Below are 25,997 nucleotides of genomic sequence, written 5' to 3'. Positions count from 1 at the left end.
AAGTGTTTGGACTGATGTTACTGCAGTACCGTTCTACTCCCACTTCTGGAAGTATGTTGCCTTCCCCGAGACGACGAGATCGTCGTCATTGAATACCTCGGCTTCGCCGACAGCGATGGTACCGCCGCGCTGGATCAGGTTGGCGCGTGCGACAAGCTCACCGTCCGTAACTGGCGCATGATAATTGACGTCCATATCGATAGTGAGTGGTTCCATCTCTTCGAGGGTCGCCTCAGCGTCGCTATGGATAGCACCGGCGACAGCAGCGTCGACCAGCGTCGCCATCACACCGCCGTGAACGACGGTGTGATTCGTGATACTCTCGTCGTAGGGGACACGGAATTCAGCGGTACCGTTCTCAACGATGGCTTCCTCGATGCCGATCAGTTCGAGAAACGGCATTGTTTCGAAGTAGTCCTCCATCTCTTGGTCCACTTTCTCGGACATGTAGCAAGGAAAATCTCTTTTCCTAGTGCCAAATAGATATCGATCCGTCTGTCTTCGGCAGCTGAAGAGATCAGTCCAAGTCGAAGATACGTTTCGGGTTCTCCTTGATCATCGTCTCAATCTCCGATTCGGAAACCCCTGCTCTCAACATCGCTCGGATGAACCGTTTGAACTGCTCCATTGCTGGCGGGTTCGCCGTTGCGCCGCCGTCAGTTGCCATTACGGCGTTCTCCGGCCCAACGGCGTCGACCGCGGTGACATAATCGTCTACCGTCGCGGCGTTCCCCATCATCTCGCTGGTGCAAATGTAGTGGAACTCCAATGTCGCTCCGAGATCGGTTATCATTCGCATCTGATCGAGACTGTAGTCCAAGAAGTTCGCGTGGGGATGCTGCACTAGGAACTCGTCGACGCCGCGATCGGTCGCTTCGTCGACGAGTGCGATCGATTCCTCGGGACTGAGATGGGAGAGGCCGATGACGAACCCCTGTTCGGCGATCCGATCGAGAACGTTGAGGGTCGTGTCTGTTAACTCACCGTCGTCGAGGACTGTGATCCCGGCTTTTTCTTCCTCTTCAGCCTCGAACATCTGAACTGCGGCGTTTTCCAAGTGGTTCGCAGCGGTGATCGTTGGCATCCAGATGATGTCGGCATCGAAGTTCGCAACGCCATCGACGGCGTATGGGTTCAATCCACCGACCCACTCGTTGAGCGTGATCCCGCCCAATAAATCGAACCCGAGCTCGTCCCGAACGTTCTGTGCTCGAGAGGCGGTCTCAAAGTGGTGGTTCTTCGTGACGATGGCACGCATCCCGTGCTGTTGGGCCTTCCGGGCGGCCGAGAAATCGGTATCATGCCGGGGGAATGCTCCCGGCGCGGTGTGCATATGTGTGTCAACTGCACCCTCTACAAGGTGGTCGATGGACTCGAGGTCACTCGACGTCATAGACATGAGTGGTCCGTAGGCGCCCTTATACTTACTGGTTGTCCCCTTCAGTCGTCGATTGTCGGACTCGGATCAGCTGGTTCGGAATCGGTACCAAAGAGGAATTCCCAGTCGTCCGGCTCAAGGATGAGCGAAACACCGACGCCGCCGATGAGCGACCAGAATGGTGCGCCGATCTCCAGCAGTGAGATTCCCGACATCCCAATAATGAGCGCGAAGAATGTCCCGTACCGATACTTCTCTGATGTCGCCCAGGACTCCTCGAAAGCGCTTATGAGGACACCAATCATCGCGACACCCGCGAGCAGCGAAATCAATGTCCCCGGGATTGCGTTGACAATTGAGGTCGCCGCTGCAGCGATGAAGCCGAAGCCGCTGAAGAGGATGCCGCCGATGACCGACGCGACGTATCGCCCATCCTTCTGGTCGCCTGCCTCGTCGCTGCTTGTGATCGCGGTCATCGGTCCCGCGATGTTCGCGTTGTGTCCGCCCATAAGACTCGCGACTATCCCACCGAGACCGCTAAATATCAGCATCGAGTTGATCGGTGGATCGTAATCTTCAGCTTGGAGAACGCCGATTGCCTGCATGTTCTCGGCCCCGATGACCATCACCGTCAGCGGAATCGCGATAGTGATGATTGAATCGAAAGTGATGACGGGCGTGACGAGTACCGGCTGGGCCATGGATATGGACACCTGTGAGAGCGCAGTCGCACCCTCCCAGACGGCGGCACCAGCACCGAGTCCGATTGCGCCGACGATACCCGGAATCTGTGGAACGAATCGATAAAACAGCAAAAATCCAAGTAAGCCGGCTCCCGCAACGATCGGTGCCTCCGAGACGGCGGTTATAATGCCGATGGTGAACTCGATGAGGACACCAGCGATCATCCCCATGATGATCGGTTGGGGAAGGAACTCGACGACTTTTCGGAACGATCCCGATATCCCGATCAAGAATACGAGTACCCCGGATACGAAATAGGCACCGGCTGCCTCCGCGAGATTGAAATCGGCCAGTACGACACCGACCATCACCGCGCCGGGAATGGTATATGCTCCCATGATCGGCTGTTTGTAGTATAGCGCCATTCCGAGCGTCATTAACCCACCCAAGACATAAATGCTGAAGAGCCACGATACGGCCTGGGAATTCGACAGCCCGCCCTCGTTTGCAGCGTTGAGAATGATTAGCGCTGGACCGGTGCAACCGAAGATTGCCGCGGTTAATCCCGCTCCAGCCTTGCTCAAGTCGAGATATTTTCCGAAGTCAGCGATGCTCTCTCGGAATCCTGGACCACTTTCTATGGTGTCTGCTAACGATCGTCTCGACATAATCCGTGGTGTAGTTCTGAATCAATTGTGATAAACCTTTCTCTGATATGCACTTCAGTCTTGGCAGTGATCTCCCGTGACCGCTCATCGTCAGTTCCCCTCGAATTGGATAATGCCCATCTTAAATGATTTGCCAACATCTTTACAGGATGGAACTATCAGAACAATAGTGCCTCGATTAGCGATAATCTGCTCTGATCCGAGCCGTACCGGTGATTAAATCCAAATCTTGTCCCCGAATAGCCGCAAAGAAAAAGCAAAAGTTACAAAAGCAGTCTGTAACACATAGGCAATGACCCAACACAATCAACCCGAATCGACGTGTACGTGCAAAATCGGCACTCTCGCCGACGCATACGAACTCGATAGTCTCTACGAGGAGTTAGTTGCACGCTGGACTGGCGCGCACAGTGAGGAAGAAAGTGTCCGGACGCTGGCCGACCGGTTCAATCAGCGTCTCCTCCGCGCCGAGATGCGCGACGCAAATATCGAATTGGTAGAGGGGCGTGTCGAGAACCTCTATGAGTTGCTCACTGATGAGGATAGGTTAGAGGCCGTTCGACTCGAAGCACAGTCGACCCTCGAAAGAAATGGTATCGATGTCGACCGCCTCCAGAACCAATTCGTTTCCCATCAGACGATGTACCGGCACTTCAGGAACTGTCTCGATGTCGAAAAGGAACGCAACGTACTCACCACTGAGAAGGAACGAGATCGAATTCACTCGATCCAGCACCGCGCCGAGTCTGTAGTCGACGATTCGGTGGCCCGCCTCCGCGACGGCGGCAAACTCGATATCGATGAGTTCGAAGTCCTGATCAACTTCCGTATCTCCTGTGAACACTGCGGAACGCTTCACGATGTTACCGATCTCCTCGAGGCTGGTGGATGCGACTGTCAGATGTAGTTTCTTCCCTAGGTCAGCTAATAATAGGGTTAGAGTTTTGGCTGTGTACTCGATAGGAGACACCATGAAACCAAAGACGTCGGCTGACGCCAGGGCCGCTCTCTCCGTAGAGCGGATCGGCGGTATCGAAGAAACGTCGGTTGAGTTCGTTCCCAGCGTGAACGTTCTACAAGGACGAAACGCAACGAACCGTACGTCGCTACTGCGCGCTATCATGGCTGCTCTTGGTAGCAATGATGTCGCGCTCAAAGGCGACGCCGACCAGGGTTCCGTTGAACTCACGATTCAAGGGGTAACGTATACCCGAACCCTCGAACGCAGCGGCAACACGACGACCATGAGCGACGATCCGTATCTCGAGGACTCGACGCTCGCTGACCTCTTTGCATTTCTCCTTGAATCGAACGAAGCGCGTCGAACCGTCACTCGGGGTGATGACCTTCATGATGTCATCATGCGCCCCGTTGATACCGATGAGATCGAACGGGAGATCTCCGAGGCCGAACGGCGGAAGGACGAACTCGACAATCAGCTCGCCGAACTTCGCACCAGCAAGGAGCGACTCCCGGAGCTGCAGTCCGAGCGGGTCTCTATTGCCGACGAACTGACGGACAAACGGGCGGATCTTGAAAATCTCCGCGAGGAACTCGAAGCTGCGGAGTCAGGAGTCGATGAGATGCAGGCCCAGCGCGAAGCATATCAGGAGACACTCACAGAGTTAAACGATACACAGGCAGAACTCGATGAGATCGACCGGAAACTCGACAACAAGAAGACCCAGCGTGAGGCACTCCAGAACGAACGATCTGATCTTCGAGAGGAACGCTCGGAACTCCCGACATCGGTTGAAGAGATCAACGAACTCGGACAGCGCATCGGCGAACTACAGGAGCGTCGACGGGCGCTCGGTTCCCTGCTCGATCGGCTTCAGAACATCATCCAGTTTAACGAAGAGATCATCGACAATGCGGACTCCGAGCTTCGCGAAGTAGTGGTACCGTCCGACGAGGACACTGACCTAACCGATCGGCTGATGACCGAGCAGGACCTTGTCTGTTGGACGTGTGGGTCGACCGTTGACCGGAGCGAAATCGAGGACACGCTTGAGGACCTGCAGGAGTTTCGCCAAGAGAAGATGTCCGAGCGAAAGGATATCTCAGACGAACTGAACGATCTCCGTGAGCGAAAGCGTGAAACGGAAAAAAAACAGCAGCGCCGTGAGCAAATCGACCAACAACTCCAGCAGATCGACGATCGGATTGAGCAACAGACCCAGCGAATTGAGGAGTTGCGCGACCGGCGCGAGACGTTGCGCGAACGGGTCGGCGAACTCGAACGTGAACTCGAGGAAGCCAAACCTGAACGGGATGACGACCGCGTCCTTGAACTCAACAAACGCGAGAACGAATTAGCACTCACCATCGAGGAACTTGAATCTGATCTCGAGACGATAGGCGCGAAAATTGACGACATCGAAGCTGACGTCACTGAAATCCCGGAGATCGAAGAGGAGCGTAAGTCGGTTGCCGACCGACTTACGGACCTTCGCAACCGGATCAACGACATTGAGGCCGACGCGGTCGAGGCGTTCAATGACCATATGGAAAACCTCATTCAACGGCTCGATTATGATAACCTCGAACGGATCTGGATCGAACGCCAGGAAACGACTGTTCGCGACGGGCGACGGAGCATCCCAAAGACCGAGTTCGACCTCCATGTGGTCCGGACGACAGCGGACGGCACTGCCTACGAGGACACCGTCGATCATCTCAGCGAATCCGAGCGCGAGGTGACCGGTCTCGTCTTCGCTCTCGCGGGATATCTTGTGCACGAGGTGTATGATGAAGTGCCGTTCATGCTGCTCGATTCGCTGGAAGCCATCGATTCCAACCGTATCGCCGCACTTGTTGACTACTTCGAGGAGTATGCCGAGTTCCTCGTCGTCGCACTTCTCCCTGAGGATGCGCAGGCGGTTGACGAGCAGTATCACCGTGTGACCGAGATCTAACGGATGAGTGGTACTGACTCAGAGCCGTTCGATGCGATTCACCAGGTTGATCGGCCGATCATCGACGCACACGTGCACCTGTTACCCGACCGCGTTCTTAAGGCGATCCGGAAGTGGTTCCATCAGGAGGTTTCTTGGACGCTCCCTACCGTTACGAAAGCCGACGTGTTCGAGTACCTGACCACCCTCGATGGGGCAGTCTGTTTTCCGTACGCACACAAACCCGGCGTCGCTCGCTCGATGAATCGAACGGTCGCGGATGTCGTCGTCGGAATTGATCATGTCGTCGGACTGGCCACCGTCCACGCAAGGGACGACAATCCTGTGGATATCGTCCAAGAAGGACTTGATGCCGGCCTCGCAGGCGTCAAACTTCACTGTCCGGTTCAGGAGTTCCCGCCTTCGGACTCTCGACTCGATCCGGTGTACGAACTGGCTGTTGAACATGATCTCCCCGTCATCGTTCACGCATCCTCTCATCCCTTCTATCGGGACTCTGACCTCGTTGGCCCAGAAGCGACGAAGCGTGTCCTCGAGCGCTTTCCCGGGCTTCGACTATGCATTCCTCACCTCGGGCTGTTCGAAACAGACGCGTTCCTCGACCTCGCGGACCGGTACGACAGGGTTGCGTTCGATACTGCAGTCGCAGTCGGCGAGCAGGTACACGAATTAATCGGCACTCGTGACGAGGAATACCCGATCGAGCGGATTCGTCGGTACACGGACCGCGTCATGTTCGGTACCGACTATCCGACCTATCCGGACTCGGTAGTGTACGGTGATCTGATCGACGCGACGGCGGCGGCGTTCCCTCAAGCACGCGACCGCGTATTCTACCGAAATGCGATCGACTTCTACGGCGTTGATGCCGATTTTGGGGAGTGAACCGCCGCTACCGTAGGATGCGTCTCGAGAGGTGGAAGACAAGCCGGATAGCGAAATCAGTGTAAACCGGTTCTTCTCACGATCTGTTTCTGGATTCCGATTGAGCAGCCTGAATTCCGATGTCTGTTAGCTGGTTCGCCAACTCGCGACGATATCGGCGCCGATCTTCACCTGACTGAGTAGACCGAGGAAGATCAGAAGGAGCCCGATCCAGTAGAACGACGATGCGAAGACCGTGACGAGGGCGCCAACGAGGAGAACGACCCGTTCAATAAGCGTTAGTTTTGTGAACAGATATCCGACTCCCGCAGCGGAGATCACGACAACGACGACCGTTGCGATAGCGAACCACTGACCGATCTCGATCGACGTACCGATTCCTAATAATGACGGGTGAAGGAGAAACAGGAAAGGGACGATATAGATTGCTAGTCCCATCTTGAACGCTTGTATTCCCGTTTTCCATGAACTCCCGCCGGAAATACTCGACGCGGCAAAGGCCGCAATCGCGATCGGCGGTGTGACCATTGAGATGACTGAGAAATACAAGCCGAAGAGGTGTGCGGAAATCGTCGGCATGCCGAGTTCGATAAGCGTTGGAACGGCGAGGACCGCGACGGTCACGTACGCAGCAGTCGTCGGCATTCCCATACCCAGAACGAGACAGATAACCGCAACCAGAATGAGCGTAGGAACGAGCATTCCGGCCGTGAGAGAGAGAATAATGGACGTGATCCGCGCTGCGATGCCCGTATAATAGACGATGCCGATGATAATACCCGCTACTGCACACGGAATGGCCGCTGAAACGACCATCTCTGCCGCTCGTTTGAATGCCCCGAGGTAATCGACGAACGACATGCGAGTCGTTTCGTGGAACGCGACCGTAACGAACGTCAGTAGAACGGTAACCGATGCCGCGTATTCGACATTCATCGTCGTATACATTACGAACAATAGCCCGAGAATAGGGATTGAGAGATGAAGTGACCGACGGATGGACGTTGCTAGCGGTGGAATATCCTCGGTGTCAACCGTTCCGATATTCTGCCGAGTGGCCTCGAAGTGGACAGACGAATAAACGCCGACGTAAAACAGGATTGATGGAATGATTGCATAAATAACTATTTCGAAGTACGGTATTCCGGAGATGTCTGCCATAATGAAGGCCGCAGCACCCATTACGGGTGGCATCAGTTGCCCACCTGTTGAAGCGAGCGACTCTGTCGCACCAGCGCTCTCGGCATCGTATCCCGATCGATTCATCATCGGAATCGTAATCGACCCGGTCGAAACCGTATTAGCCACGGCGCTGCCGTTGATCGTCGCCATTAAGGCACTGGCGGCGACGGCGATCTTGGCTGCACCTCCTTTCAGGTCCCCGCCGATGGATTTCGCGAGGTCAAGGAAATTATCGTCAGCCCCGCTTTGAAGGAGGATCGATCCGAAGAGGACAAACAGGAACACGTATCGGGCCGACATTTTCGCTGGTGTTCCAAAAAATGACTGTTCAGTGAGAAAGAGAATGTCGATAATCCCCGTATAATCGAGTCCACTGTGTGCGAAAATCGGTGGCAGAAGCGGTCCCAGGAAACCGTACGCGATGAACGTTCCCGCTATCGCGGCGAGAGCAACGCCGATAATGCGTCTTGTCGCCTCGAGCAGGAGAATCACAGTGAGCGTTCCGAAAAACAGATCCAACGTAGTTACCTCGTGAGCTTGCGGAATACGGGTCATAACCCGCTCTTGGATCATGAGAAGATATCCCATGATGATTACTGGTGAGAGAACAAGAACGATATCGATAATCGAATTGATCCGCTCGCTAAGCCTTGGTATCGATGTCGGATTAAGTGCGAATGCGACGGATGTTGCCGCCATGACGTGGACGTACGTCAGCGTCAATATATTCACGTACCGCAACCCGGCATAGAGATGGAAAATCGCCCAGGGAACACCGATAAGCCAGATGTAGTAGTCTCGCCAGTCGCTCAAGTTCAGATCGATATCCCGTGTTTTTCCAATCATTATTTCAGATCGTGTTGGTCGTATTGTCGTTCTCTATTGGCTGTAACGCGATCAGTTGACCATTGAGCACTACCTGCTAGTGTGTGGTTCGGTGGCTTGTGCCCCATGGGAACACATCTACTATAATGGTATATAATTCTTGGCTCATCACTATGCTATATCTTTGCTGATTTGAAAATATAGTTAGTCGAGATAGAATCATTTCCGAAGCTATTGCTGACCGAGATGATTGTGGGAAACGATTATAAGTACAGAGTCAGTATCTATTGGTATACCGTCTAAAGGGAAGTGAATACGATTTGAAATACAGAAATCTTCCAGGAGTGGAAGACCTCCCGCTAATATGAAACTGATAATCGGTATCACCGGTGCGAGCGGTATTCAGTATGGGGCCGCTCTCGTTCGATTACTGGAACAGACAGACGTTGAGTCCCACCTGATAATTTCGAAAAACGCCCGGTACGTGATGAGCATTGAAACTGATCTCCAACCGTCGACGATCGAGGAACGCGCTGATGTTGTTCATAACCCGAACGATATTGGAGCCTGTATAGCGTCCGGTTCGTTCAATTTCGACGGAATGATCGTTTGTCCCTGTTCGATGAAAACGTTAGGATACATGGCCAACGGTATCGGTGAGGGACTTATTCCACGTGCTGCTGATGTTTGCCTCAAAGAGGGGCGAGATCTTCTCGTCGTGTTCCGTGAATCACCGCTATCACACACCCACGTGGAAAACATGGGAAAACTCAGTCAGGCAGGAGCGATTGTCGCTCCCGCGGCACCAGGATTTTACACTGATCCTGAATCGATTGACGAACTGATAGACGAGTTTGCAGCGAAGATGCTAGACCGGATCGGTGTTGAAGCCGATGAATTAACGCGCTGGGAAGGCCACTAATTCCTCGGTTTAGAGATCCAGTCTTACTGAGGCCATCTATAGAAGATAATATTCCACTTCTACCTTCCCGTATGTACGATAATTATATATGTGATGGTATGATATGACATAGTGGTATGCGCCGAAGAGAGTATCTTGGAGTCTGTACAGCATCAGTAACGGGCGTCGCAGGACTCGCCGGTTGCATGGGTGGAGACGTAGGAGAGTCGCTGAGTATGTCGACGTTCGTTGAGGGGACGGGATGGTATGTCCTCGGTTCGGCAATCGCGGATGTCGTTCCTGATTATCTCCCTGATGGGTCAACTGTTGATGTCGTTCCCGAAGGAGGCGGAGTTGGGAGCGTTGATCTCCATCGCGAAGGAGTCGCAGACTTCGGAATTACTGCACCGACAAGTGCGAGGTGGGCACAAAACGGAGAGTTCGTTTTCGAAGATGACGGCTCGTACGAAGAGATACGAGCACTCGTCGGCCATCTCGACACGTACTGGCTACCGATAGCTGTCACCGAAGATACCCCGATAGACACTTTCGCAGAACTCCGTGAGGAGGAGTATCCACTCGAACTCGCGATCGCGACTGCGGGGAGTTTGGGTGCAGTTGGTGTCGAACAGACGCTTAATGCCCATGACATCACGTTTGAGGATATCGAAAACTGGGGCGGTCGAATAGAGCGAATGGATTTCGGCGATATGGTCTCAGCCATCGAAGGTGGTGATCTAGAAGGAATGGGCCAGGTGGCCACACCAGGACATCCCACGTGGACGGAAATAACCAATAGCGTCGATATGAAGTTCCTGCCCCACGATGAGACAACTGCTGACTATCTCACCGAGCGGGGATGGTTAGATATGCCCGATCTCCCAGAAGGCGAATTCAACGCCTCCGACGATATCCGCCAGGTCGGGTATCGATCGATGCTCATGACTACCGAGAGCCTGGACAACGAGATTGCCAGTTCGATAACCGAGGCCGTCATCGAAGAACAGGATTCGATTGAGGCTGCTACCACTGCCTTCGAAGTCTTCGAACCGGAAAGCGGCGCGAGTGATGAATGGGTTCAGATTCCATTCCATGAAGGTGCGGAAGACTTCCTCACCGAGCAGGGTCACCGCTGAGTTCGAACGCCCGGTAGTAGCAATCCTTGATCGGGCTTCTAGGTTGCTGTATTGATACCGAATACCCGACAACCGTGAGTACGTAGTTCCTCAGGGGGAAAGTTGTGCCGCAACCCGTCTCTTTACGGATCATTATCGGATTACCTCTGATGAGGACTCGACGAATAATGACAGATAATTCAAACTTACGAACGTTCCTCTCGGAGATTGCTCAATCAGAGGGCCTAACCGAGATTACGAACCCGATTTCACCCGATCTTGCAGTGACGGAAGTACTCTGGTCATTCGAACAGGCTCACGAGAAACCGGCCGTCTGGTTCGACTCCGTTAACGCGATCGACGGAACCGAAGCGGAGTATCCAGTCGTCACGAACCTCTTCGCCGATCGAAAACGTTGTGCGCAAGCGCTTAATTCGACCGTCAGAGATGTTGGACTCGAATATTACGAACGGGAGCGCCAGCAGCGGCAAATCAAACCCCAACGAACGGAATCGGCGACTGCTCCTGTCAAGGATCACGTCGTAACAGGACAAAACTGTGATCTCTCGACGCTACCAATCATCACCCATCACGAGGGCGATGCCGGACCATATATCACGGCCGGTGTCTGTATCGTTCCGTCACCGCCGGACAAGGATTGGGGGTACAACGCCGCGACGATTCGACTTGAGTACCGCGGGCCTCGCGAGCTTGGATTATTTATGATCCCAGGTCGTCACACCGCGAGTTATTTCGAGGCATACGAGGAGAACGACGAAGACATGCCGATCGCGATCGTCTTGGGTCATCATCCGACATTCCATTTCGGTGCTCAGACGCTCCATTCGATCGACATCGATGAGTACAATGTGATCGGCGGGATGCGGAAGTCGGCATTACCTGTTGTGGAGTCGGCGACCCTAGGTGACGACCTTCTCATACCAGCGGACGCGGAGATCGTTCTCGAGGGGGAAGTACAAGCAGGCGATCGGATTGAAGAGGGACCATTCGGTGAATATGCTGGCTATTATGGGGACCAAGCGGCAGATAGACACAAAGTCCGGGTGTCAGGAATGAACTGCAGGTCAGATGCGATTTTTCACGATATCTTTGCCGGTCACCCAGATCACTTGAATCTCGGTGGCATTCCCATTGAAGGGCGTATTTATGATAGCGTCAAGGAAACTGTCTCGTCCGTCGAAAACGTATATCTACCACCGTCGGGTAACTGCCGCCAACACTGTTACGTGAAAATTGATAAGAAAAAACCCGGACAGGGACGGAACGCAATCCTCGCAGCACTCGCGCCGTACGATCTTGTCAAACACGTAATTATAGTTGACTCGGACGTGAATCTATTCGATGACAGAGATATTCTCTGGGCCATTGCGACACGATCTCAGTGGGATAAGGATCTGATTGCTGAAGGCGGTTTCAGTTCGATAACTCTTGATCCCTCCGCTGAAAATTACGAGATCACTGCCCGTGGCGGTATCGACGCGACGATGGAACTGGACGAGGAGTACCCCGATCGACTCGAGTCAGCCGGGATTGACGTTGAGGAGTTCCTGGATTCCGCGACGAAAACCTTGGACATGCCGGACCGGTAGACCGTGGTGCTCGAATCACTGAACACGCTTTGCATTCGTTTTGCGTACGTAGTTCCAGCAGTGTCCAATGTCACTACCAGCTACGAAATGGGTGCTATGGGACCCGTTTGACTATGCGTGGGCTTCCTGCGACTCGACGTACTCCTCGACGTTGGTAAAGAAGGTGTTGAGGTCCTTGTTGACTTTCCGTTTGATGATTCGTGATCCGAGCGAAGCGAGTTTCCCGGAGAAATCGAACTCCGTCTTGTAAACGAGATTCGTCTCACCGTCGTTGGTCGCCTCGAAGTCGACGTGTGCCGTCCCGTTGACGCGACTGTTAATCGTGTTGTCAATGGCCTCGATCTCGCATTCGAGCCAGTTCGGTTCCTCCTTGTCCACGATTTCGACATCCGCGGAGAGCGTCAACGAGATGCCTGCGAGTCCCCGCTCCAGGGTACCCTCGTAATGGTCACCGTTTCGCTCTAAGGTCTTTGCACCGGGGATTGTCTCCTCGAGCGTTTTGGCATCGAGAAGCGTTTCCCACAACTGTTCCGGTTCCTGTCCGATAGTCTGCTCACCGTTGATCTCCATTGTTGCGACGTTCTCCCATACCGGGAAGATACGTATAAATCTTCGGGAAAAATACGGAGGTTGTTACACAAGTATGCGTGTAACACGAGGGTATACGAGGTTCAGTACTGAGAGGTGAGGTCAGATGTCGCATCCCCGCAGATTGCCGTGGCGGAACGCATCCGATTCGATATTGTTATCAGAGCTCTCAGTTACAAACGATCGTTTGTAACGGACATGTGGAAATCGAAGTCGATAGTCCGCCACAGATTGCATCTATCGTTACGAGCACTGCGGGGACTCCGATGAAAGAAACCAAGTATGGTTATCAATCGGCAACTGTGTTGCCAATATCGGTTATTTATATGATCAACCACCAAGACATCGTATGGTGCGGAACGTGATCTCACAGTCAACGCTACAAGCCCAAAAACGTGCTATCGTCAAAACGCTGTGTTATCGACTGTTTATGCTAACGATTACCGTAACCATTGCGTGGATTATAACTGGTGATATAAGTAATGCAATTAATATAGGTATTATAACCAACTTATTAAAGACAGGAACGTACTATCTGTATGAACGTATATGGGATCGAATCACATGGGGAGTAATTACCTAATCCCGCTGTGGCATCCATACGAAACATGTGATAAACTACAATTCTCGGTAGTCGTCGAAGGTCGTAGAATTATTCGAGATTACGCAAGTCAGACGGGAGGTCAATATCCCGGAGAACCCCGGGATCGGCCGTCTCCACAGCAGCCCCGTCGTCAGCGGAGAGAAGAAGTTGTCGGCCACCGCTGTCTCCCGTAACGCTGAGGAGTGCACCGAAGAACTGAGCATCGAATAGGACTGGGTTTCCACGCTGTCCCCTGTAGGCAGCTGCAAGCGCTGGCCGTTTTTCAGTAACGTATGCGGCGATGAGTTGATTGACCGTCGATGATGCAACGCATGGCATATCACCAAGTGCGATTACCGCCGCGTCGGCCTCGTGCTTGCATACCGTTTCTATTCCCGTCTGCACGCTTGTGCTCTGTCCCTTTTCGTAGTCGTCATTGACGCGTATTTCCACATCGAGCCCGCTGACAGCAGTTCGAATGTCGTCCGCTTGGTATCCGGCAACCACCGTGACGCCATCCACGCTGGACGAAACGAGTGTCCGTGTCGCATGCCGGACGATCGGTTCACCGCTGATTGACTCAAGTAGCTTATTTTCCGTTCCGTATCGATTGCTGGTGCCGGCTGCGAGGAGAACGCCCCAGATGGTTAAGTCACGATCCCGTGCACTGTCTGAATCAACAACTGACATCACAGGAAGTGAGTCCGTATACTCGTTTCTATCCTGAACCGGACTCATTCGTTCACTAGTGAAAACCGCAATAGGCATACCCGTTTCGAATTTGGGACGAGACAGACCAGTTCTTGTCACCAATAGAAACATATTATACTGGACGCTAATTTAGTGAACTATATAGTTTAGTACCTCTGTTAGAACACATATATTTACTTATTTGTACGACTGTAATGCGTTATAGTTGTGCATAAAGTATTCAATATAGTCTCTAACGCTGCCTAGCTACCTACCCACGAGTCGTAAAACGACAATTCTCATCGTCAAGGTGCGAAATCGCTTTTCTATCAGTCTCCGATCGATATAGTTAAGATTACTGTTCAACCTTAATCAGAAGAAGAGCTTAGATAGTTGAGGCAATTGCCAAAAATCACAGTGTTGGAAATATCGTGTTTTAGACAATTTATGCAGGAGATCAGCGGTTGGTCGGTATCTCGTGGTCCGAGCACTGCGACATCAATAATAAGACCTGAATCTGGAATATTGTAGTATATGACCAAGATTAGACGAAGTTAATTTTTGACAGAAATCTCATCAATAGCGACTCGAGATAGTTCCACTGTCACAGGTCTGGGATGCTGTAAGACAGTTGATTGAAATACCAGATTGCTTGGTGAGAGCGTTCTACGCTAAGCAGCCGAAGATGTTGAGCTATCGACTTTTCTCCGATAACGGTAGTTCTTCTGTTCGTTCGTCGATCCAGGTGCAGCACCTGAGCTCATCAAGACCCTGATACAATTCGCGAGTGAACCGACCGTGGTCGATTACGGCGGCGGTCGTCCAACTGAAGAACAGACGGAAGCAATGACTGACCTCGCAATCGCAGTCCATCCGTTTGCTGTGAGTCAGATCCGGGAAGGGCGTCTGTCTGTGTGACTGACTACGTCGGACACTTCAAAAGAACACTATGGACCGGAATATACCCACCGGACGAACACAATTGACCCCACTCACCGACTCGTTTGAGCGCTACCTCCAAGACAAGGGAAAGGGGCGTGGGGGCGACGGCGGGAGTTACCGACACAACGCAGCGCGCGAACTCGAGCGGTTCGCTGAGTGGGCCGCCGGTGATCGTGGCGACGACGACTGGACCGGGATTGTTCCCGACGATATCGACCGTGAATCCACCTTTGAGGACCTCGACAAACGCGTGTTCCGCGAGTATACCGGTACTCGCCGGTGACCGAGGGATCAAACAGAACACTGTACAAACCTATTACCGCTATATCTCTGCATGGTGCCAGTAGTTGAGACCAGTCATCTCAATGCATAGAGTTTCGCCATGTCTCGGAGGATAGTTTTGTTTGGTTCTTGATTACACTCTATTCTGCAACGGCTATTGGGTAGGTCTGCGCACTGAACAAGTACCAGAGAATAAAACGGCTGTTTAACCTATGAGAAGACTTATGACAGTAAATTATAATTACTTTACTATGAATCGCCGCCAGATTCTTGGGTCTACTGGTGTCGGCCTCTTGCCCTTTTTTGCAGGGTGTCTTACTGCCAACGATGAAACAGAGACGCCAACCAGAGAAGAAAATAATAATTCAACTGAAACAAATGGAACCGAAGAAACTCCTCAACTCTCCTGTTCACTTCATATCGAAATACTTGAAGAGCCACCAGAAGACGCTCAAATAGTCTCTGCCGAAGAGGAACACCTGCTGGCTATTGGTAGTATAAAGCGTATTTTTGAGAAGGCAACTACTTCGAATAAGTAATATACGACAACAACAAGGAAAAGCGGAGAATATGAGCAATTCAATATCTCTCCAAAATCAGACGATGAAATAGAAGAAGTTAGAGATGCGTTTGAATCACTTCCCTCTTATGATAATCCCGACTATCCTCCCGGAACCTACCTGACGACTGACTCCGCCGACGTAGTATTTGCGATTACGGAAGACTGTTACTAATACTGAGCGACGTGTTCTTCACCTGTACTGATCGGTTGGACGGATTCTTGAGTGTGTCGTGGCCAGTATCTCGTAGTGACTACGGTTCGTGAGTCTCGCCGAGCTGTCTTCCGACGAATCGCACGACGGTCGTACGCTGACTGGCCAGTATACGATTCAACACCACTGTACGACCGAACCTCGCTTGCCGGGTTGGAATCGGACGTTCGCATCGTCTCGGGAATCTGGTTCAAACACGACACTCACGACTCAGTTGAGCAGTTCGTCTGCTCGCTCCCGTTAGCCTACTTCCGGTTCGAGGCCCACGACCGCTACGCGAATGCAAGACGCTACAAGATGGATGCGCTTTTTCGGGTGTTCGTTCTGAAGGAACTCTACGGATGGGATAACGAGACGGCACTCGTTGAGTACTTCAATTGTCGTCCAGAACTCTGTGAACAATTAGACCTGGAGGTAGTACCGGACCAATCGACGCTGTGGCGCAGCTGGCACAACCGATTCACTGCCGAGCTTCGCAGTACAGTCGAGACAGCTGCGCGGACCATCCTCATCAAAGCCCAGAACGCGGGTGTCGCTGTTCCGCGCGAACCAGAACGGCACCTTCCATCTCACGACAAAGAGGACGAACCACACCCAGACGATCAAGCTGTCCTCGACGAAGCGGCACCGATTACGGACCACGTCAGCCGCGTCGTCTTCCCAGCGTTCTCGTTGGATCGTGGTGAGGGCTGTGAAATCCACCAGAACGCCTTCTGGGATTTACAGACGTATCTCGGACTTCGCGAGAGACTGGCTGCGAACGAAGGGGCTCGCAGTTTCGTCTATGAATCGACGCGTGACCGGACACCGCTGGGGCACGCCCATCGCGAGCACATCCGCGACCTCTCGATTCCACAGGTCCGAGAGATGTACCGGCAGGCCATCAATTGGCTCCTGAACGAAGTTGCGGAGACAGAGCAGTTCTTCCGAGCTGGGATCGTTGCCATCGACATTACCGAAGCTGACCCCTTCACCGGTGATCGAACGGGCCACGAGGATGAGATCATCGGCACGAAGGAGAACACCGACGAGTACGCCTACCAGTGGGCCACTGTCCAGTTGGTCGGCAATGCGGTTCCAATTGTGCTGGATGCTCGTCCAGTTCGGAGGGGTGAGTCACGCAAAGAGATCGTCGAAGACTTGCTGGACTCTACCGAGGAACTGGTCCACGTCGATAACGTCCTGATGGACCGGGAGTTCGATAGCCAGCACGTCCTGGAGATGATCAGCCAGCGCAGGCTGTCGTATGTCGTCCCGAAACGGATGCAGACCAGCGAGAAAGCTCAGGCAAAGCGGTTGCTCCAACACGGCCAAGATCGGTACGAGACCGACCGGAAGCTCCACCTCGGAAACAACGAGTGGCACTCAACGACGCTGATCTACCGGCGCAAAGAGAACGCTGAGCACGACGACCACCGGCAGTACTCGGTGTTTATGACCAATACCGTGAGCGGATTTCTCACTGAGTACGGGTGTCGGTGGGAAATCGAGAGCGGCTACAGGTCGATCAAGCGATTCATGGCCGCGACGACGTCGAAGAATTTCGGGCTGCGATTCTTCTACTTCGCGTTCGCCTGCCTGCTGTACTCGATCTGGAGAGCCGTCGATTTGCTCGTGCAGGTCGAGTTGACTGACGAGTACGAGCATTTGCCGATTGTGACAGCGGATAATAAACTTACACTCTTGAAGAAGGAGACGGGAATCGGATAGACAGCCGCTCAGGCCGGCCAAATACCTGTTCTTGAGTGGTAACACTGGGTATATTCTCGAAAAAATCGCTGAAACAGTTGAGCAGTGAACAAGAATGGTGTTCTCAGAGACTCCCTAAGTCTGATTCCGTGACGAAATTCGACTGAAACAACGCATCACGGGCCCGCTAACCCCTTGTAGTCTCAACTTTCACAACCTCGGAGGATAATTTTGATGCGTGGCTTTGTTTCTCCCTAGCTAGAAGAGAAACAGATAGCAAGTAGAGTACGACTTGCTCAGTAATTAATCGATTCCAGACCTCTGCGTCACATGATTCAACCGACGGGTGTAGTAGTGGATGAAAATGACAATAGCCGAGGGTCGTAGAATCGAATCCCAAACTCTTCTTACGACAGTTTGACGGCCCCATCCGAAGAGATTGTTACGTCATACCCCCGGTACCGGAACGAAACGTGTCCGCTTCGGACCGAGTCGTCAGCAGCGGTCGGTTCAAATAATCGGTCCAGCGCAGCAGGATCCACAACGTCGTTGAGCGGTGGCTTGAGGATAATCGGCGAGACATCTTCCGCGTCGGCAATCGCTTCAAGGACGCGCAGGCTCGGCTTTGAGCGCGTGGACTCGGTGTCGGTCATGGCTCAGACGAGGAGCTGGATGTCGGATTCAGCCATGTGCTGCAACGCGGTGGCCGCGCCGACGCCGGTGGTGACGCCGTCGTGGAAGTCGTCCTCGTCGTAGTCCATCAGCTCGATCGTCATCTGACAGGCCTGCAGATCGACGCCGCTCTCGAGCGAGAGGTCGATCAGTTCCTCGATGGTGGCGGTCCCGTTATCGTCGATCTTCTTCTGCATCATCTTCGTGGCTATCGTATCCATGCCGGGGAGCGCGGCGACGGCGTTCGGGACCGGCATATTCGGGTTGCCGACGGCGCTCAACTTGAGGTCCTTCGACTTCTCCTCGTGGAGGATATCGAGCCCCCAAAACGTGTGGAAGACGACAACCTCCCAGCCGAAGGCGGCCGCAGTGCTCGCGAGGATTAACGGTGGATACGCCATGTCGAAGCTCCCCTGTGTCGCGACGATGGTCATCTTCTTCTGATCGTCGCCAGTGTCCACCGCTGCCATCGATTCTTCCAATTCCTCGACGCGCTCGCGCAGCGCCTGTAACTCGGCGGCGTCGACGTCCGGATCGGCGTCGTCGACTGCCGTCGTTGGGTTATCCGTGCTCATTATTCCGTTTTCTTCACGTAGTGAGTGTACAAATCGTCCTCCTCGACCTGCTCGAGGAGTTCGACGCCGTTGGTGCCGTCGGCCCACCCCTGAATGTCGCTCATGCTGCCCGAGTCAGTCGCGACGACCTCGAGGATGTCGCCGGCCTCGAGATCGTCGATCGATTGCTTGGTCTTCACGATGGGCATCGGGCACGACTGTCCTTTCACGTCTAGCGTCTCCGTGGTCTGGTATTCCGAACTCATAGTTTCGTTCTGGCCCCGTATTGGAGCTATCATACAATATTGGGCGCTCCCATATAAGGCCTCCGGTTATTGCACAATACACGAACACCCCTGGCCCTGAGGAGGATAAAATAACTAGTTAGTACCGCCTGCATACGCGTATATAGAAATCATGAGGCTATACTTGGCCAGCCTGTATTGTAGATAATAGGAATTACTACACAAACTCTTAAGTGCCAGTAGCCGATACTGGGAACTGTACAACATGGACGATATGGATCTTCCAATGCCGGACGTCGAGATCGAATCGGTCAGTCCAGACGAATTGAAGGGGAAAATCGACGCGGGCGAGGACGTCACACTCCTCGATACCCGCATGGAATCGGAGTACAACGAGTGGAGGATCGACGGGGAGACCGTCGAATCGATCAACATCCCGTACTTCGAGTTCCTGGACGACGAAATTGACGACGATGTCCTTGCACAGATTCCCGATGAGCGCGAAATTACGGTTCTCTGTGCGAAGGGCGGCTCGAGCGAGTACGTCGCCGCACAGTTGAGAGAGCGCGGCTACGACGTCGACCACCTCGAGAACGGGATGAACGGCTGGGCGCGAATCTACGAGCGCGTCGAGGTCGAGCGCTACGACGGCGCGGGGACGCTCTACCAGTACCAGCGTCCCTCGAGCGGCTGTCTCGGCTACCTCATCGTTGACGGTGACGAGGCGGCCTTGATTGACCCACTGCGTGCATTCACCGACCGCTATCTCCAAGATGCGAACGAACTGGACGCCGACCTGAAGTACGCAATCGACACGCACATCCACGCGGATCACATCTCGGGGATCCGCGACCTCGCCGATGAGGGCGTCGAGGGCGTCATCCCCAAGGCGGCGGTCGACCGCGGTATCACCTACGCCGACGAGATGACTCTCGCAGCAGACGGCGACGAGTTCGAAGTCGGTGCTGCCACGATCGAAACCGTCTACACGCCCGGACATACCTCCGGGATGACCTCGTACCTGATCGACGGCTCGCTCCTCGCGACTGGCGACGGCCTGTTCGTCGAGAGTGTTGCCCGCCCTGACTTAGAGGAGGGCGACGAGGGCGCAGAAGACGCCGCACGCCAGCTCTACGAGTCGCTGCAGGAGCGCGTGCTGACCCTGCCTAACGACACGCTCGTCGGCGGGGCTCACTTCAGTGACTCCGCCGATCCCGCCGACGATGGCACCTATACGGCACCGATCAACCAACTCGAAGAAGAGATGGACGCTCTAACGATGGACGAAGACGAGTTCGTCGAGCTGATCCTCTCGGATATGCCGCCCCGTCCGGCCAACTACGAGGATATCATCCTCACGAACCTCGGACAGCAGGAGGCCAACGACAAGGAAGCGTTCGAACTCGAGCTCGGCCCGAACAACTGCGCGGCCAGCCAAGAGTCGCTGGCGGGTGACTGATCACCGTGATCGAGATCGCACTGTTCGCCGAACTTGCCGCCCCGGGTCAGATAGTGCCCGCCGAGCCGTTCCCCAACGGCATCTCCCGGTACGCTATCGGTGGACTGCTCGTCGGCCTCGGCGCGGTCGTCATCTATCTCGGGACGGGGATCGCCGCAGGCGCGAGTACGTTCCTCGAGTCGACGCTGTCGTACGTCTCGGATCAGTCGCGGTTCAAGCAGTACCGCGCCTCTCGAGACTGGCGCATCGTCTTCACGCTCGGAATCATTCTGGGAGCGGCGGTCTACGCCGTCTTCTGGCAGGGCGGGACGTGGACGACCGACGTCCAGCCTTGGCGGCTCCTGCTCGGTGGCGTCCTCGTTGGGATCGGGACACGCGTCGGGAAGGGCTGTACGTCGGGCCACGGGGTCTGCGGCGTCGGCTCGGCCTCGAAAACGTCAATCGTCGGCGTGATCACGTTCCTGACGGTCGCGATAGTCACCGCTCAGATCGTCCAGGCAGTGGGGGTGAGTCCATAACGTGACCCGGAATCGTCATCCGTTGTTCATGCCGCTGATCCTCGTCGGCGGCCTGATCTTCGGCTTCGGACTGGCGTACAGCCACATGGCCCGGCCGGAAGTCGTGCTGGACTTCCTCCAGTTCGACGACCTCGGCCTGCCGTTCGTCATGTTTGGCGCCGCGATCGTCTCCGGGATCGCCTTCGCGATCATGCCCCGGATTCGCGACAGCGCACCGCTGACGGGTGACGTGTACCGTCGACGGCTGAAATCGTTCGATCGAAACGTCCTGATCGGCGGCGGGATCTTCGGTGTCGGTTGGGGGCTCTCGGGGATCTGCCCCGGCGCGGCCTACGCCAGCCTCGGGATCGGAAACGTCGCCATCCTGTGGGCGCTCGTCGGCATGTTCGCCGGCGCCTACCTGCAGGGGGTCTGGCGCAGCAAGCGTGCCGCGGCCGACTCCAGCCCGGCGAGTGCCGACTAACACCGTTCGAATTTCGTGTTTCGAGAACTGAGACGGAGGATTTTCGCGCACTGATGGAACCCACAACGATACTCTTGTTCGCAGCGGCCGCGGTCGCGAGCCTCTTCATGGCGTGGGTCATCGGCGCCGGCTCGAGCGGCGCGACCCCGTTCGCCCCGGCTGTCGGTGCGAACGCTATTTCCACAATGCGTGCGGCGTTTTTCGTCGGCATTCTCGGCTTCGCTGGCGCGGTGACACAGGGCGGAAGTGTCTCCGAAGCCGTCGGCAGCGGCCTCGTCGACGGAATCAGCCTTCCTGTCAGCGGCGTCATCGTCGTCTTGCTGATCGGCGCCGGGCTGATGGCGATCGGGATCTACACGGGATATCCGATCGCGACTGCGTTCACCGTGACTGGGTCGGTCGTCGGCGTCGGCCTCGCGCTCGGCGGCGATCCGGCCTGGGGGAAGTACGCCGAAATCGGCGCGGTCTGGATACTCACGCCGTTCGTGGGCGGGGGAATCGCCTACGGTCTCGCCAGTATCCTCCCGCGAGCTGATGCTCCTGAGGACGTCACCGTTCCGATTCTCGCCGGGATCGTCGGCGTCGTGGTTGCGAACCTCGAGTTCTCGTTCCTCGCGTCGGTCGGGGGAACACTCGCTGCCGCCGGGACCACGCTGGTTCCCGTCGACGGCGTCGCCGCCACGATCGTAATCTCCCTCGGCTTCGGGACCATCGCCGCGACTGTCGTTCGCTGGGACGTCGGTCGCGACGAGGCCGGCGGGCTGCGCCGGTTCCTGCTCTCGCTCGGTGCGCTCGTAGCGTTCTCGGCAGGTGCGAGTCAGGTCGGACTGGCCGTTGGACCACTGTTCCCGCTGCTCGAGGAGCTGCCGACGGTGTCACCGATCGTGGTGTTGCTCGGCGGCGGCGTCGGGATCCTCGTCGGTTCGTGGACGAGTGCGCCCCGAATGATCAAGTCAATCTCGCAGGAGTACGCGTCGCTGGGACCGCGACGATCCATTTCGACGCTCGTCCCCTCGTTTCTCATCGCACAGACCGCGGTCCTGCTCGGGGTACCGGTCTCGTTCAACGAGATCATCGTGAGCGCGATCATCGGCAGCGGACTCGCGGTCGCCGGTGGAGACGGCGTCAGCCCCCGAAAGCTGGGATTCACCGTCGCCGCTTGGATCGGATCGTTCGTCCTCGCGTTCGGGCTCGGCTACGTATCGATGCTCGTCGTTCGGTGACGGCACCGTCCCGTTCGAGAAGGTGGCCTTATACTGCTTCGCCTTTCTAGCACGGACAATGACACCCTCTCCTCGTTCGGATGGGAACTCGACGGCGGACGCTGCTATCCGACAGCAGAGGCTCGTTGCAGACCTCGGTCGCCGGGCGTTCGACACGGACGATCCGAACGAGTTGATCGACAGCGCCGTCACGGCGGTCAGTGACGTACTCGAGGCCGAGTTCGCGACCGTTCTCGAATCGGCTCCGGGCGACAATCGGTTCCTGATCCGCGGCGGAAACGGGATCGACGACGATCGCATCGGAACGAAGACGACTGCATCCGGTCGCAATACCGCACACGGAACGGCGCTGACGGCGGACGACCCCGTCGTCGTCGACCTCGAAACCAGCGATCAGTTCGACCGGCCGCCGTTTCTCCCCGACCGGACGATCAGCAGCGTCATCTGCGCCAGTATCGGCTCGACAGAGGGGCCGTGGGGCGTCCTCGCTATCTACACGACGACGGACGCGTTCGACGACTCGGACGCGGCGTTTGTCCAGAGCGTCGCGAACGTCCTCGGTTCGGTCGTCGATCGGGAGCGAGCGAACCGGCGCAGAGACGCGGAGGCGTCCCTCAAGGACAAGATCGTCGAAACGAGTCCGATCGGCATCACGATCGTCGATACCGATGGCGAGATGCGCTTCGCAAACGATCGCGCCGAAGAAATCTTCGGTCGTAGCAAAGAGCGGATCGACGAGTTGCGGTTCGACGATCCCGAGTGGGACGAGATCGGTCCCGACGGCCATTCCCTTTCGTCGGCGGAGTTGCCGTTCTCCCGGATCCTCGAGTCCGGCGAACCGGTGTTCGATCAGGTCAGCGGGGTCTTGCGGCCGGACGGTCAGCGGGTGTGGCTCTCGATCAGCGGCGCGCCGCTCTCCGACGGTGACAACGACGAAATCGACGGCGTCGTCTTCGCGATTGAGGACATCACCGATCGGTTCGAGCGTAGTCGAGAGCTCGAGCGGTACGAAACGGTCGTCGAAACGGCCCACGAGGGCATCTACGTTCTCGACGAGGAGCGTCGGTTCGAACTGGTCAACGATTCGTTCGCCGACCTGACCCCGTTCTCGCGGGCGGAACTGCAGGGGCGACACGCCTCGACGGTGTTCGGCGAGGAGTTCGCCTCCATCGAGGCCGAACAGTGGAGCGACGGAAGCGAGGGGAAACCACCGATGTTCGAGGAGACGATCGACGCCGGTCCGGACGAGACCCGGACGGTCGAGAATCGATTCGTTATTCTGGACGAGGACGGCGACGAAACGCGGATCGGTGTGGTCCGGGACGTAACCGAGCGCAACCGGATGGAGGCGGCGCTTCGAGAGCAGGAACGCCGATTCAGAACGCTCAGCGAACACCTCGAGGAGGTCATCTGGTTGACCGACGCGGACCCCGCGGAGTACGTCTACGCGAACCCCGCCTACGAGGACGTCTTCGGACACGACCGCGAAAACCTGTACGACGACGGGCTCTCGTGGCTCGAACTCGTCCACCCGGCGGACCGAGACCGGGTCCGCGAGGCCTACACCGCACTGCCGGACGGGCGGTTCGATGAGGAGTTTCGGATCGTCAGACCGAACGGCGAGCAGCGGTGGATTCACGCCCGGGCGGTCCCAGTCACCGACGACGACGGGACGGTCCAGCACATCGTCGGAATCGACGCCGACGTCACGGCGCAGAAAGAACGGGAGCGGAAACTGGAGAAGTATCGAACGATCATCGAGGCGATCGACGACGGCGTTTACACGGTCGACGACGAGGGCCGATTCACCGTCGTCAATCGGGCGTTCGCCGAACTGACCGGCTACGACCGCGAGGAACTGCTCGGCGCACGCGAGTCGCTTGTCGTCGACGACGAGGTACTCGAACGCGCTCAAGCCGTCGCCGACGAGTCGAGCGCGACGAAACTGGAGGCAACGATCCAGACGGCCGACGGCGAGGCGGTCCCCACCGAAACGGCGGTGACGACCCACGTCGCCGAATCCGGGACGTACCGCCGGATCGGCGTCGTCAGGGACGTCACCGAGCGGCTCGCGTATCAACGCAGGCTCGAGGAGAGCGAACGGCGCTACCGGACGCTGGTCGAGAGCTTCCCGAACGGCGTGATCACGATGTTCGACGAGGAACTCCGGTATACCTTCGCGGACGGGCAAATCCTCGACGAGATCGATCTTCCCCCCGAGGAACTCGAGGGAAAGACGATCCACGACGTCTACCCCGACGAACTCGTCACCGAACTCGAGCCGGCGCTCCGGTCCGTCTTCGGCGGTGAATCGACCGAAACGGACGTCTCGTTTCGCGATCACATCTGGAACGTCCACATCGTTCCTGTCAGGGACGACGATGGCGACGTGTTCGCGGGGATGCTCGTCGCGGTCGACGTCACCGAGCGCGACGAGTACAAACGGAAACTCGAGGAATCGAACGAGCGCTTAGAGCAGTTCGCCTACGCGGCGAGCCACGATCTACAGGAGCCGCTGCGGATGGTCTCGAGCTACTTGCAACTGCTCGAGAGCCGTTACGGCGACGACCTGGACGGGGAGGCGACAGAGTTCCTCGAGTTCGCCGTCGACGGCGCCGAACGGATGACGGAGATGATCGATGGGCTGCTCGAATACTCCCGGGTCGATACGCAAGGGGAGTCGTTCGAGTCGGTCGACCTCGACGAACTGCTCGACGAGGTCCTCGACGACCTGCAGTTCCGGATCGAGGAGACCGGCGCGGAGATCACGGCGGAATCGTTGCCGACCGTTCGCGGCGACGCCAGTCAGTTGCGACGGGTACTTCAGAATCTCGTCACCAACGCGATCACGTATAGCGGCGACGAGCGGCCCCGAATCGATATCGAGACGGAACGGCGCGGACGGCAGTGCTTACTCTCGGTTCGGGACGAGGGAATCGGGATCGACCCCGACGATCAGGACCGGATCTTCGAGATCTTCCGGCGCTTGCACACGCACGAGGAACACGAGGGAACCGGGATGGGACTGACCCTCGCTCGGCGGATCGTCGAACGGCACGGCGGCCGCATCTGGGTCGAGTCGGAACCCGGTGAGGGATCGACGTTCTCGCTCACGCTTCCGCTCGCGTGAGACGCGAGCGGACCGCTCAC

General features: G+C 55.9%; 23 protein-coding genes and 1 pseudogene. 15 read left to right on the top strand and 9 right to left on the bottom strand.

The window, feature by feature from the left end:
* Positions 1-33: 33 nt before the first annotated feature.
* The 3 genes from FEJ81_RS19725 to FEJ81_RS19715 form a co-directional block, all read right to left on the bottom strand.
* Complete coding sequence (locus FEJ81_RS19725) at positions 34-447, bottom strand: PaaI family thioesterase (protein ID WP_138246973.1); 414 nt, start codon at positions 445-447, stop codon at positions 34-36.
* Between the two features lie 70 nt (positions 448-517).
* Entirely contained in the window at positions 518-1,393 is an 876-nt protein-coding gene (locus FEJ81_RS19720) for a DUF6282 family protein (protein ID WP_175416498.1), read from the bottom strand.
* Between the two features lie 47 nt (positions 1,394-1,440).
* Positions 1,441-2,730, bottom strand: coding sequence for a benzoate/H(+) symporter BenE family transporter (locus FEJ81_RS19715; RefSeq protein WP_138246971.1), 1,290 nt, complete (start codon positions 2,728-2,730; stop codon positions 1,441-1,443).
* A gap of 292 nt (positions 2,731-3,022) precedes the next feature.
* On the opposite strand from FEJ81_RS19715, the gene rdfA reads away from it, so the two are divergent.
* The 3 genes from rdfA (at position 3,023) to FEJ81_RS19700 (ending at position 6,533) form a co-directional block, all read left to right on the top strand.
* Entirely contained in the window at positions 3,023-3,637 is a 615-nt protein-coding gene (gene rdfA, locus FEJ81_RS19710; protein ID WP_138246970.1) for a rod-determining factor RdfA, read from the top strand.
* Positions 3,638-3,701: 64 nt separating this feature from the next.
* Positions 3,702-5,648, top strand: coding sequence for an archaea-specific SMC-related protein (locus FEJ81_RS19705; RefSeq protein ID WP_138247170.1), 1,947 nt, complete (start codon positions 3,702-3,704; stop codon positions 5,646-5,648).
* Positions 5,649-5,651: 3 nt separating this feature from the next.
* Entirely contained in the window at positions 5,652-6,533 is an 882-nt protein-coding gene (locus tag FEJ81_RS19700; RefSeq protein WP_138246969.1) for an amidohydrolase family protein, read from the top strand.
* Positions 6,534-6,659: 126 nt separating this feature from the next.
* Here the strand turns inward: FEJ81_RS19700 and FEJ81_RS19695 are convergent, their stop codons facing one another.
* A complete protein-coding gene (locus FEJ81_RS19695; RefSeq protein WP_138246968.1) occupies positions 6,660-8,561 on the bottom strand; it encodes a TRAP transporter permease in 1,902 nt (633 codons plus the stop codon).
* A gap of 343 nt (positions 8,562-8,904) precedes the next feature.
* On the opposite strand from FEJ81_RS19695, the gene FEJ81_RS19690 reads away from it, so the two are divergent.
* From FEJ81_RS19690 to FEJ81_RS19680, 3 genes are all read left to right on the top strand, one after another.
* The gene (locus tag FEJ81_RS19690; RefSeq protein WP_138246967.1) at positions 8,905-9,462 is read left to right on the top strand and encodes a UbiX family flavin prenyltransferase; all 558 of its coding nucleotides are present in this window, start codon (positions 8,905-8,907) and stop codon (positions 9,460-9,462) included.
* A gap of 116 nt (positions 9,463-9,578) precedes the next feature.
* Positions 9,579-10,577 (top strand): TAXI family TRAP transporter solute-binding subunit, encoded by a 999-nt coding sequence (locus FEJ81_RS19685; protein WP_138246966.1) that lies wholly within the window; start codon positions 9,579-9,581, stop codon positions 10,575-10,577.
* 167 nt (positions 10,578-10,744) lie between these two features.
* Positions 10,745-12,166, top strand: coding sequence for a UbiD family decarboxylase (locus tag FEJ81_RS19680; RefSeq protein WP_175416497.1), 1,422 nt, complete (start codon positions 10,745-10,747; stop codon positions 12,164-12,166).
* 111 nt (positions 12,167-12,277) lie between these two features.
* Here the strand turns inward: FEJ81_RS19680 and FEJ81_RS19675 are convergent, their stop codons facing one another.
* A complete protein-coding gene (locus tag FEJ81_RS19675; RefSeq protein ID WP_138246964.1) occupies positions 12,278-12,736 on the bottom strand; it encodes a CoxG family protein in 459 nt (152 codons plus the stop codon).
* A 367-nt stretch (positions 12,737-13,103) separates the two neighbouring features.
* Between FEJ81_RS19675 and FEJ81_RS19670 the strand changes: the two genes are divergently transcribed.
* Complete coding sequence (locus FEJ81_RS19670) at positions 13,104-13,337, top strand: DUF2061 domain-containing protein (RefSeq protein WP_138246963.1); 234 nt, start codon at positions 13,104-13,106, stop codon at positions 13,335-13,337.
* A gap of 69 nt (positions 13,338-13,406) precedes the next feature.
* Here the strand turns inward: FEJ81_RS19670 and FEJ81_RS19665 are convergent, their stop codons facing one another.
* Positions 13,407-14,075: a nucleotidyltransferase family protein gene (locus FEJ81_RS19665; protein ID WP_229504802.1), complete on the bottom strand. Its 669-nt coding sequence runs from the start codon at positions 14,073-14,075 to the stop codon at positions 13,407-13,409.
* 901 nt (positions 14,076-14,976) lie between these two features.
* On the opposite strand from FEJ81_RS19665, the pseudogene FEJ81_RS19655 reads away from it, so the two are divergent.
* The 3 genes and pseudogenes from FEJ81_RS19655 to FEJ81_RS19645 form a co-directional block, all read left to right on the top strand.
* Positions 14,977-15,310 (top strand): annotated as a pseudogene (locus FEJ81_RS19655) (site-specific integrase); the annotation flags it as partial.
* A gap of 192 nt (positions 15,311-15,502) precedes the next feature.
* On the top strand, positions 15,503-15,790 hold the full coding sequence (locus FEJ81_RS19650; RefSeq protein WP_138246962.1) for a hypothetical protein: 288 nt from the start codon (positions 15,503-15,505) through the stop codon (positions 15,788-15,790).
* Between the two features lie 270 nt (positions 15,791-16,060).
* Positions 16,061-17,734 (top strand): transposase, encoded by a 1,674-nt coding sequence (locus FEJ81_RS19645; protein WP_138246961.1) that lies wholly within the window; start codon positions 16,061-16,063, stop codon positions 17,732-17,734.
* Positions 17,735-18,120: 386 nt separating this feature from the next.
* Here FEJ81_RS19645 and FEJ81_RS19640 read toward each other — a convergent pair whose 3' ends face one another.
* The 3 genes from FEJ81_RS19640 to FEJ81_RS19630 are packed head-to-tail and all read right to left on the bottom strand — an operon-like array spanning position 18,121 to position 19,205.
* Entirely contained in the window at positions 18,121-18,366 is a 246-nt protein-coding gene (locus FEJ81_RS19640) for a HalOD1 output domain-containing protein (protein ID WP_138246960.1), read from the bottom strand.
* Between the two features lie 3 nt (positions 18,367-18,369).
* Complete coding sequence (locus FEJ81_RS19635) at positions 18,370-18,960, bottom strand: DsrE/DsrF/DrsH-like family protein (protein WP_138246959.1); 591 nt, start codon at positions 18,958-18,960, stop codon at positions 18,370-18,372.
* On the bottom strand, positions 18,960-19,205 hold the full coding sequence (locus FEJ81_RS19630; protein ID WP_138246958.1) for a sulfurtransferase TusA family protein: 246 nt from the start codon (positions 19,203-19,205) through the stop codon (positions 18,960-18,962). Before FEJ81_RS19630 ends, FEJ81_RS19635 begins: the two co-directional genes overlap by 1 nt.
* Before the next feature lie 244 nt (positions 19,206-19,449).
* Here FEJ81_RS19630 and FEJ81_RS19625 point away from each other — a divergent pair, with 244 nt between their 5' ends.
* Genes FEJ81_RS19625 through FEJ81_RS19605 form a run of 5 tightly spaced genes read left to right on the top strand, consistent with a single transcriptional unit; the run spans position 19,450 to position 25,977 of the window.
* Entirely contained in the window at positions 19,450-20,643 is a 1,194-nt protein-coding gene (locus tag FEJ81_RS19625; RefSeq protein WP_138246957.1) for an MBL fold metallo-hydrolase, read from the top strand.
* Positions 20,644-20,648: 5 nt separating this feature from the next.
* Entirely contained in the window at positions 20,649-21,161 is a 513-nt protein-coding gene (locus FEJ81_RS19620; RefSeq protein ID WP_138246956.1) for a YeeE/YedE family protein, read from the top strand.
* A 1-nt stretch (position 21,162) separates the two neighbouring features.
* Positions 21,163-21,624, top strand: a complete 462-nt coding sequence (locus FEJ81_RS19615; protein ID WP_324618341.1) for a DUF6691 family protein — start codon at positions 21,163-21,165, stop codon at positions 21,622-21,624.
* A 53-nt stretch (positions 21,625-21,677) separates the two neighbouring features.
* Positions 21,678-22,847: an inorganic phosphate transporter gene (locus tag FEJ81_RS19610; protein ID WP_138246955.1), complete on the top strand. Its 1,170-nt coding sequence runs from the start codon at positions 21,678-21,680 to the stop codon at positions 22,845-22,847.
* Between the two features lie 58 nt (positions 22,848-22,905).
* Entirely contained in the window at positions 22,906-25,977 is a 3,072-nt protein-coding gene (locus tag FEJ81_RS19605; RefSeq protein WP_138246954.1) for a PAS domain S-box protein, read from the top strand.
* Positions 25,978-25,997 lie beyond the last annotated feature (20 nt).

The sequence above is a fragment of the Natrinema versiforme genome (assembly GCF_005576615.1).
GTDB classification, from domain to species: domain Archaea; phylum Halobacteriota; class Halobacteria; order Halobacteriales; family Natrialbaceae; genus Natrinema; species Natrinema versiforme_A.
The sequence above is the reverse complement of the archived record's forward strand: the minus strand, read 5'-3'. Positions and strand labels throughout refer to the sequence as shown.

Excerpts from the sequence above, each read along its gene's own strand:
- FEJ81_RS19605 (WP_138246954.1), top strand. The coding sequence starts at position 22,906 with ATGACACCCTCTCCTCGTTCGGATGGGAACTCGACGGCGGACGCTGCT.
- FEJ81_RS19670 (WP_138246963.1), top strand. The coding sequence starts at position 13,104 with ATGGTGCGGAACGTGATCTCACAGTCAACGCTACAAGCCCAAAAACGT.
- FEJ81_RS19725 (WP_138246973.1), bottom strand. The coding sequence starts at position 447 with ATGTCCGAGAAAGTGGACCAAGAGATGGAGGACTACTTCGAAACAATG.
- rdfA (WP_138246970.1), top strand. The coding sequence starts at position 3,023 with ATGACCCAACACAATCAACCCGAATCGACGTGTACGTGCAAAATCGGC.
- FEJ81_RS19720 (WP_175416498.1), bottom strand. The coding sequence starts at position 1,393 with ATGACGTCGAGTGACCTCGAGTCCATCGACCACCTTGTAGAGGGTGCA.
- FEJ81_RS19715 (WP_138246971.1), bottom strand. The coding sequence starts at position 2,730 with ATGTCGAGACGATCGTTAGCAGACACCATAGAAAGTGGTCCAGGATTC.
- FEJ81_RS19630 (WP_138246958.1), bottom strand. The coding sequence starts at position 19,205 with ATGAGTTCGGAATACCAGACCACGGAGACGCTAGACGTGAAAGGACAG.
- FEJ81_RS19675 (WP_138246964.1), bottom strand. The coding sequence starts at position 12,736 with ATGGAGATCAACGGTGAGCAGACTATCGGACAGGAACCGGAACAGTTG.
- FEJ81_RS19650 (WP_138246962.1), top strand. The coding sequence starts at position 15,503 with ATGAATCGCCGCCAGATTCTTGGGTCTACTGGTGTCGGCCTCTTGCCC.
- FEJ81_RS19705 (WP_138247170.1), top strand. The coding sequence starts at position 3,702 with ATGAAACCAAAGACGTCGGCTGACGCCAGGGCCGCTCTCTCCGTAGAG.
- FEJ81_RS19665 (WP_229504802.1), bottom strand. The coding sequence starts at position 14,075 with ATGAGTCCGGTTCAGGATAGAAACGAGTATACGGACTCACTTCCTGTG.
- FEJ81_RS19625 (WP_138246957.1), top strand. The coding sequence starts at position 19,450 with ATGGACGATATGGATCTTCCAATGCCGGACGTCGAGATCGAATCGGTC.
- FEJ81_RS19695 (WP_138246968.1), bottom strand. The coding sequence starts at position 8,561 with ATGATTGGAAAAACACGGGATATCGATCTGAACTTGAGCGACTGGCGA.
- FEJ81_RS19635 (WP_138246959.1), bottom strand. The coding sequence starts at position 18,960 with ATGAGCACGGATAACCCAACGACGGCAGTCGACGACGCCGATCCGGAC.
- FEJ81_RS19640 (WP_138246960.1), bottom strand. The coding sequence starts at position 18,366 with ATGACCGACACCGAGTCCACGCGCTCAAAGCCGAGCCTGCGCGTCCTT.
- FEJ81_RS19685 (WP_138246966.1), top strand. The coding sequence starts at position 9,579 with ATGCGCCGAAGAGAGTATCTTGGAGTCTGTACAGCATCAGTAACGGGC.
- FEJ81_RS19610 (WP_138246955.1), top strand. The coding sequence starts at position 21,678 with ATGGAACCCACAACGATACTCTTGTTCGCAGCGGCCGCGGTCGCGAGC.
- FEJ81_RS19680 (WP_175416497.1), top strand. The coding sequence starts at position 10,745 with ATGACAGATAATTCAAACTTACGAACGTTCCTCTCGGAGATTGCTCAA.
- FEJ81_RS19700 (WP_138246969.1), top strand. The coding sequence starts at position 5,652 with ATGAGTGGTACTGACTCAGAGCCGTTCGATGCGATTCACCAGGTTGAT.
- FEJ81_RS19690 (WP_138246967.1), top strand. The coding sequence starts at position 8,905 with ATGAAACTGATAATCGGTATCACCGGTGCGAGCGGTATTCAGTATGGG.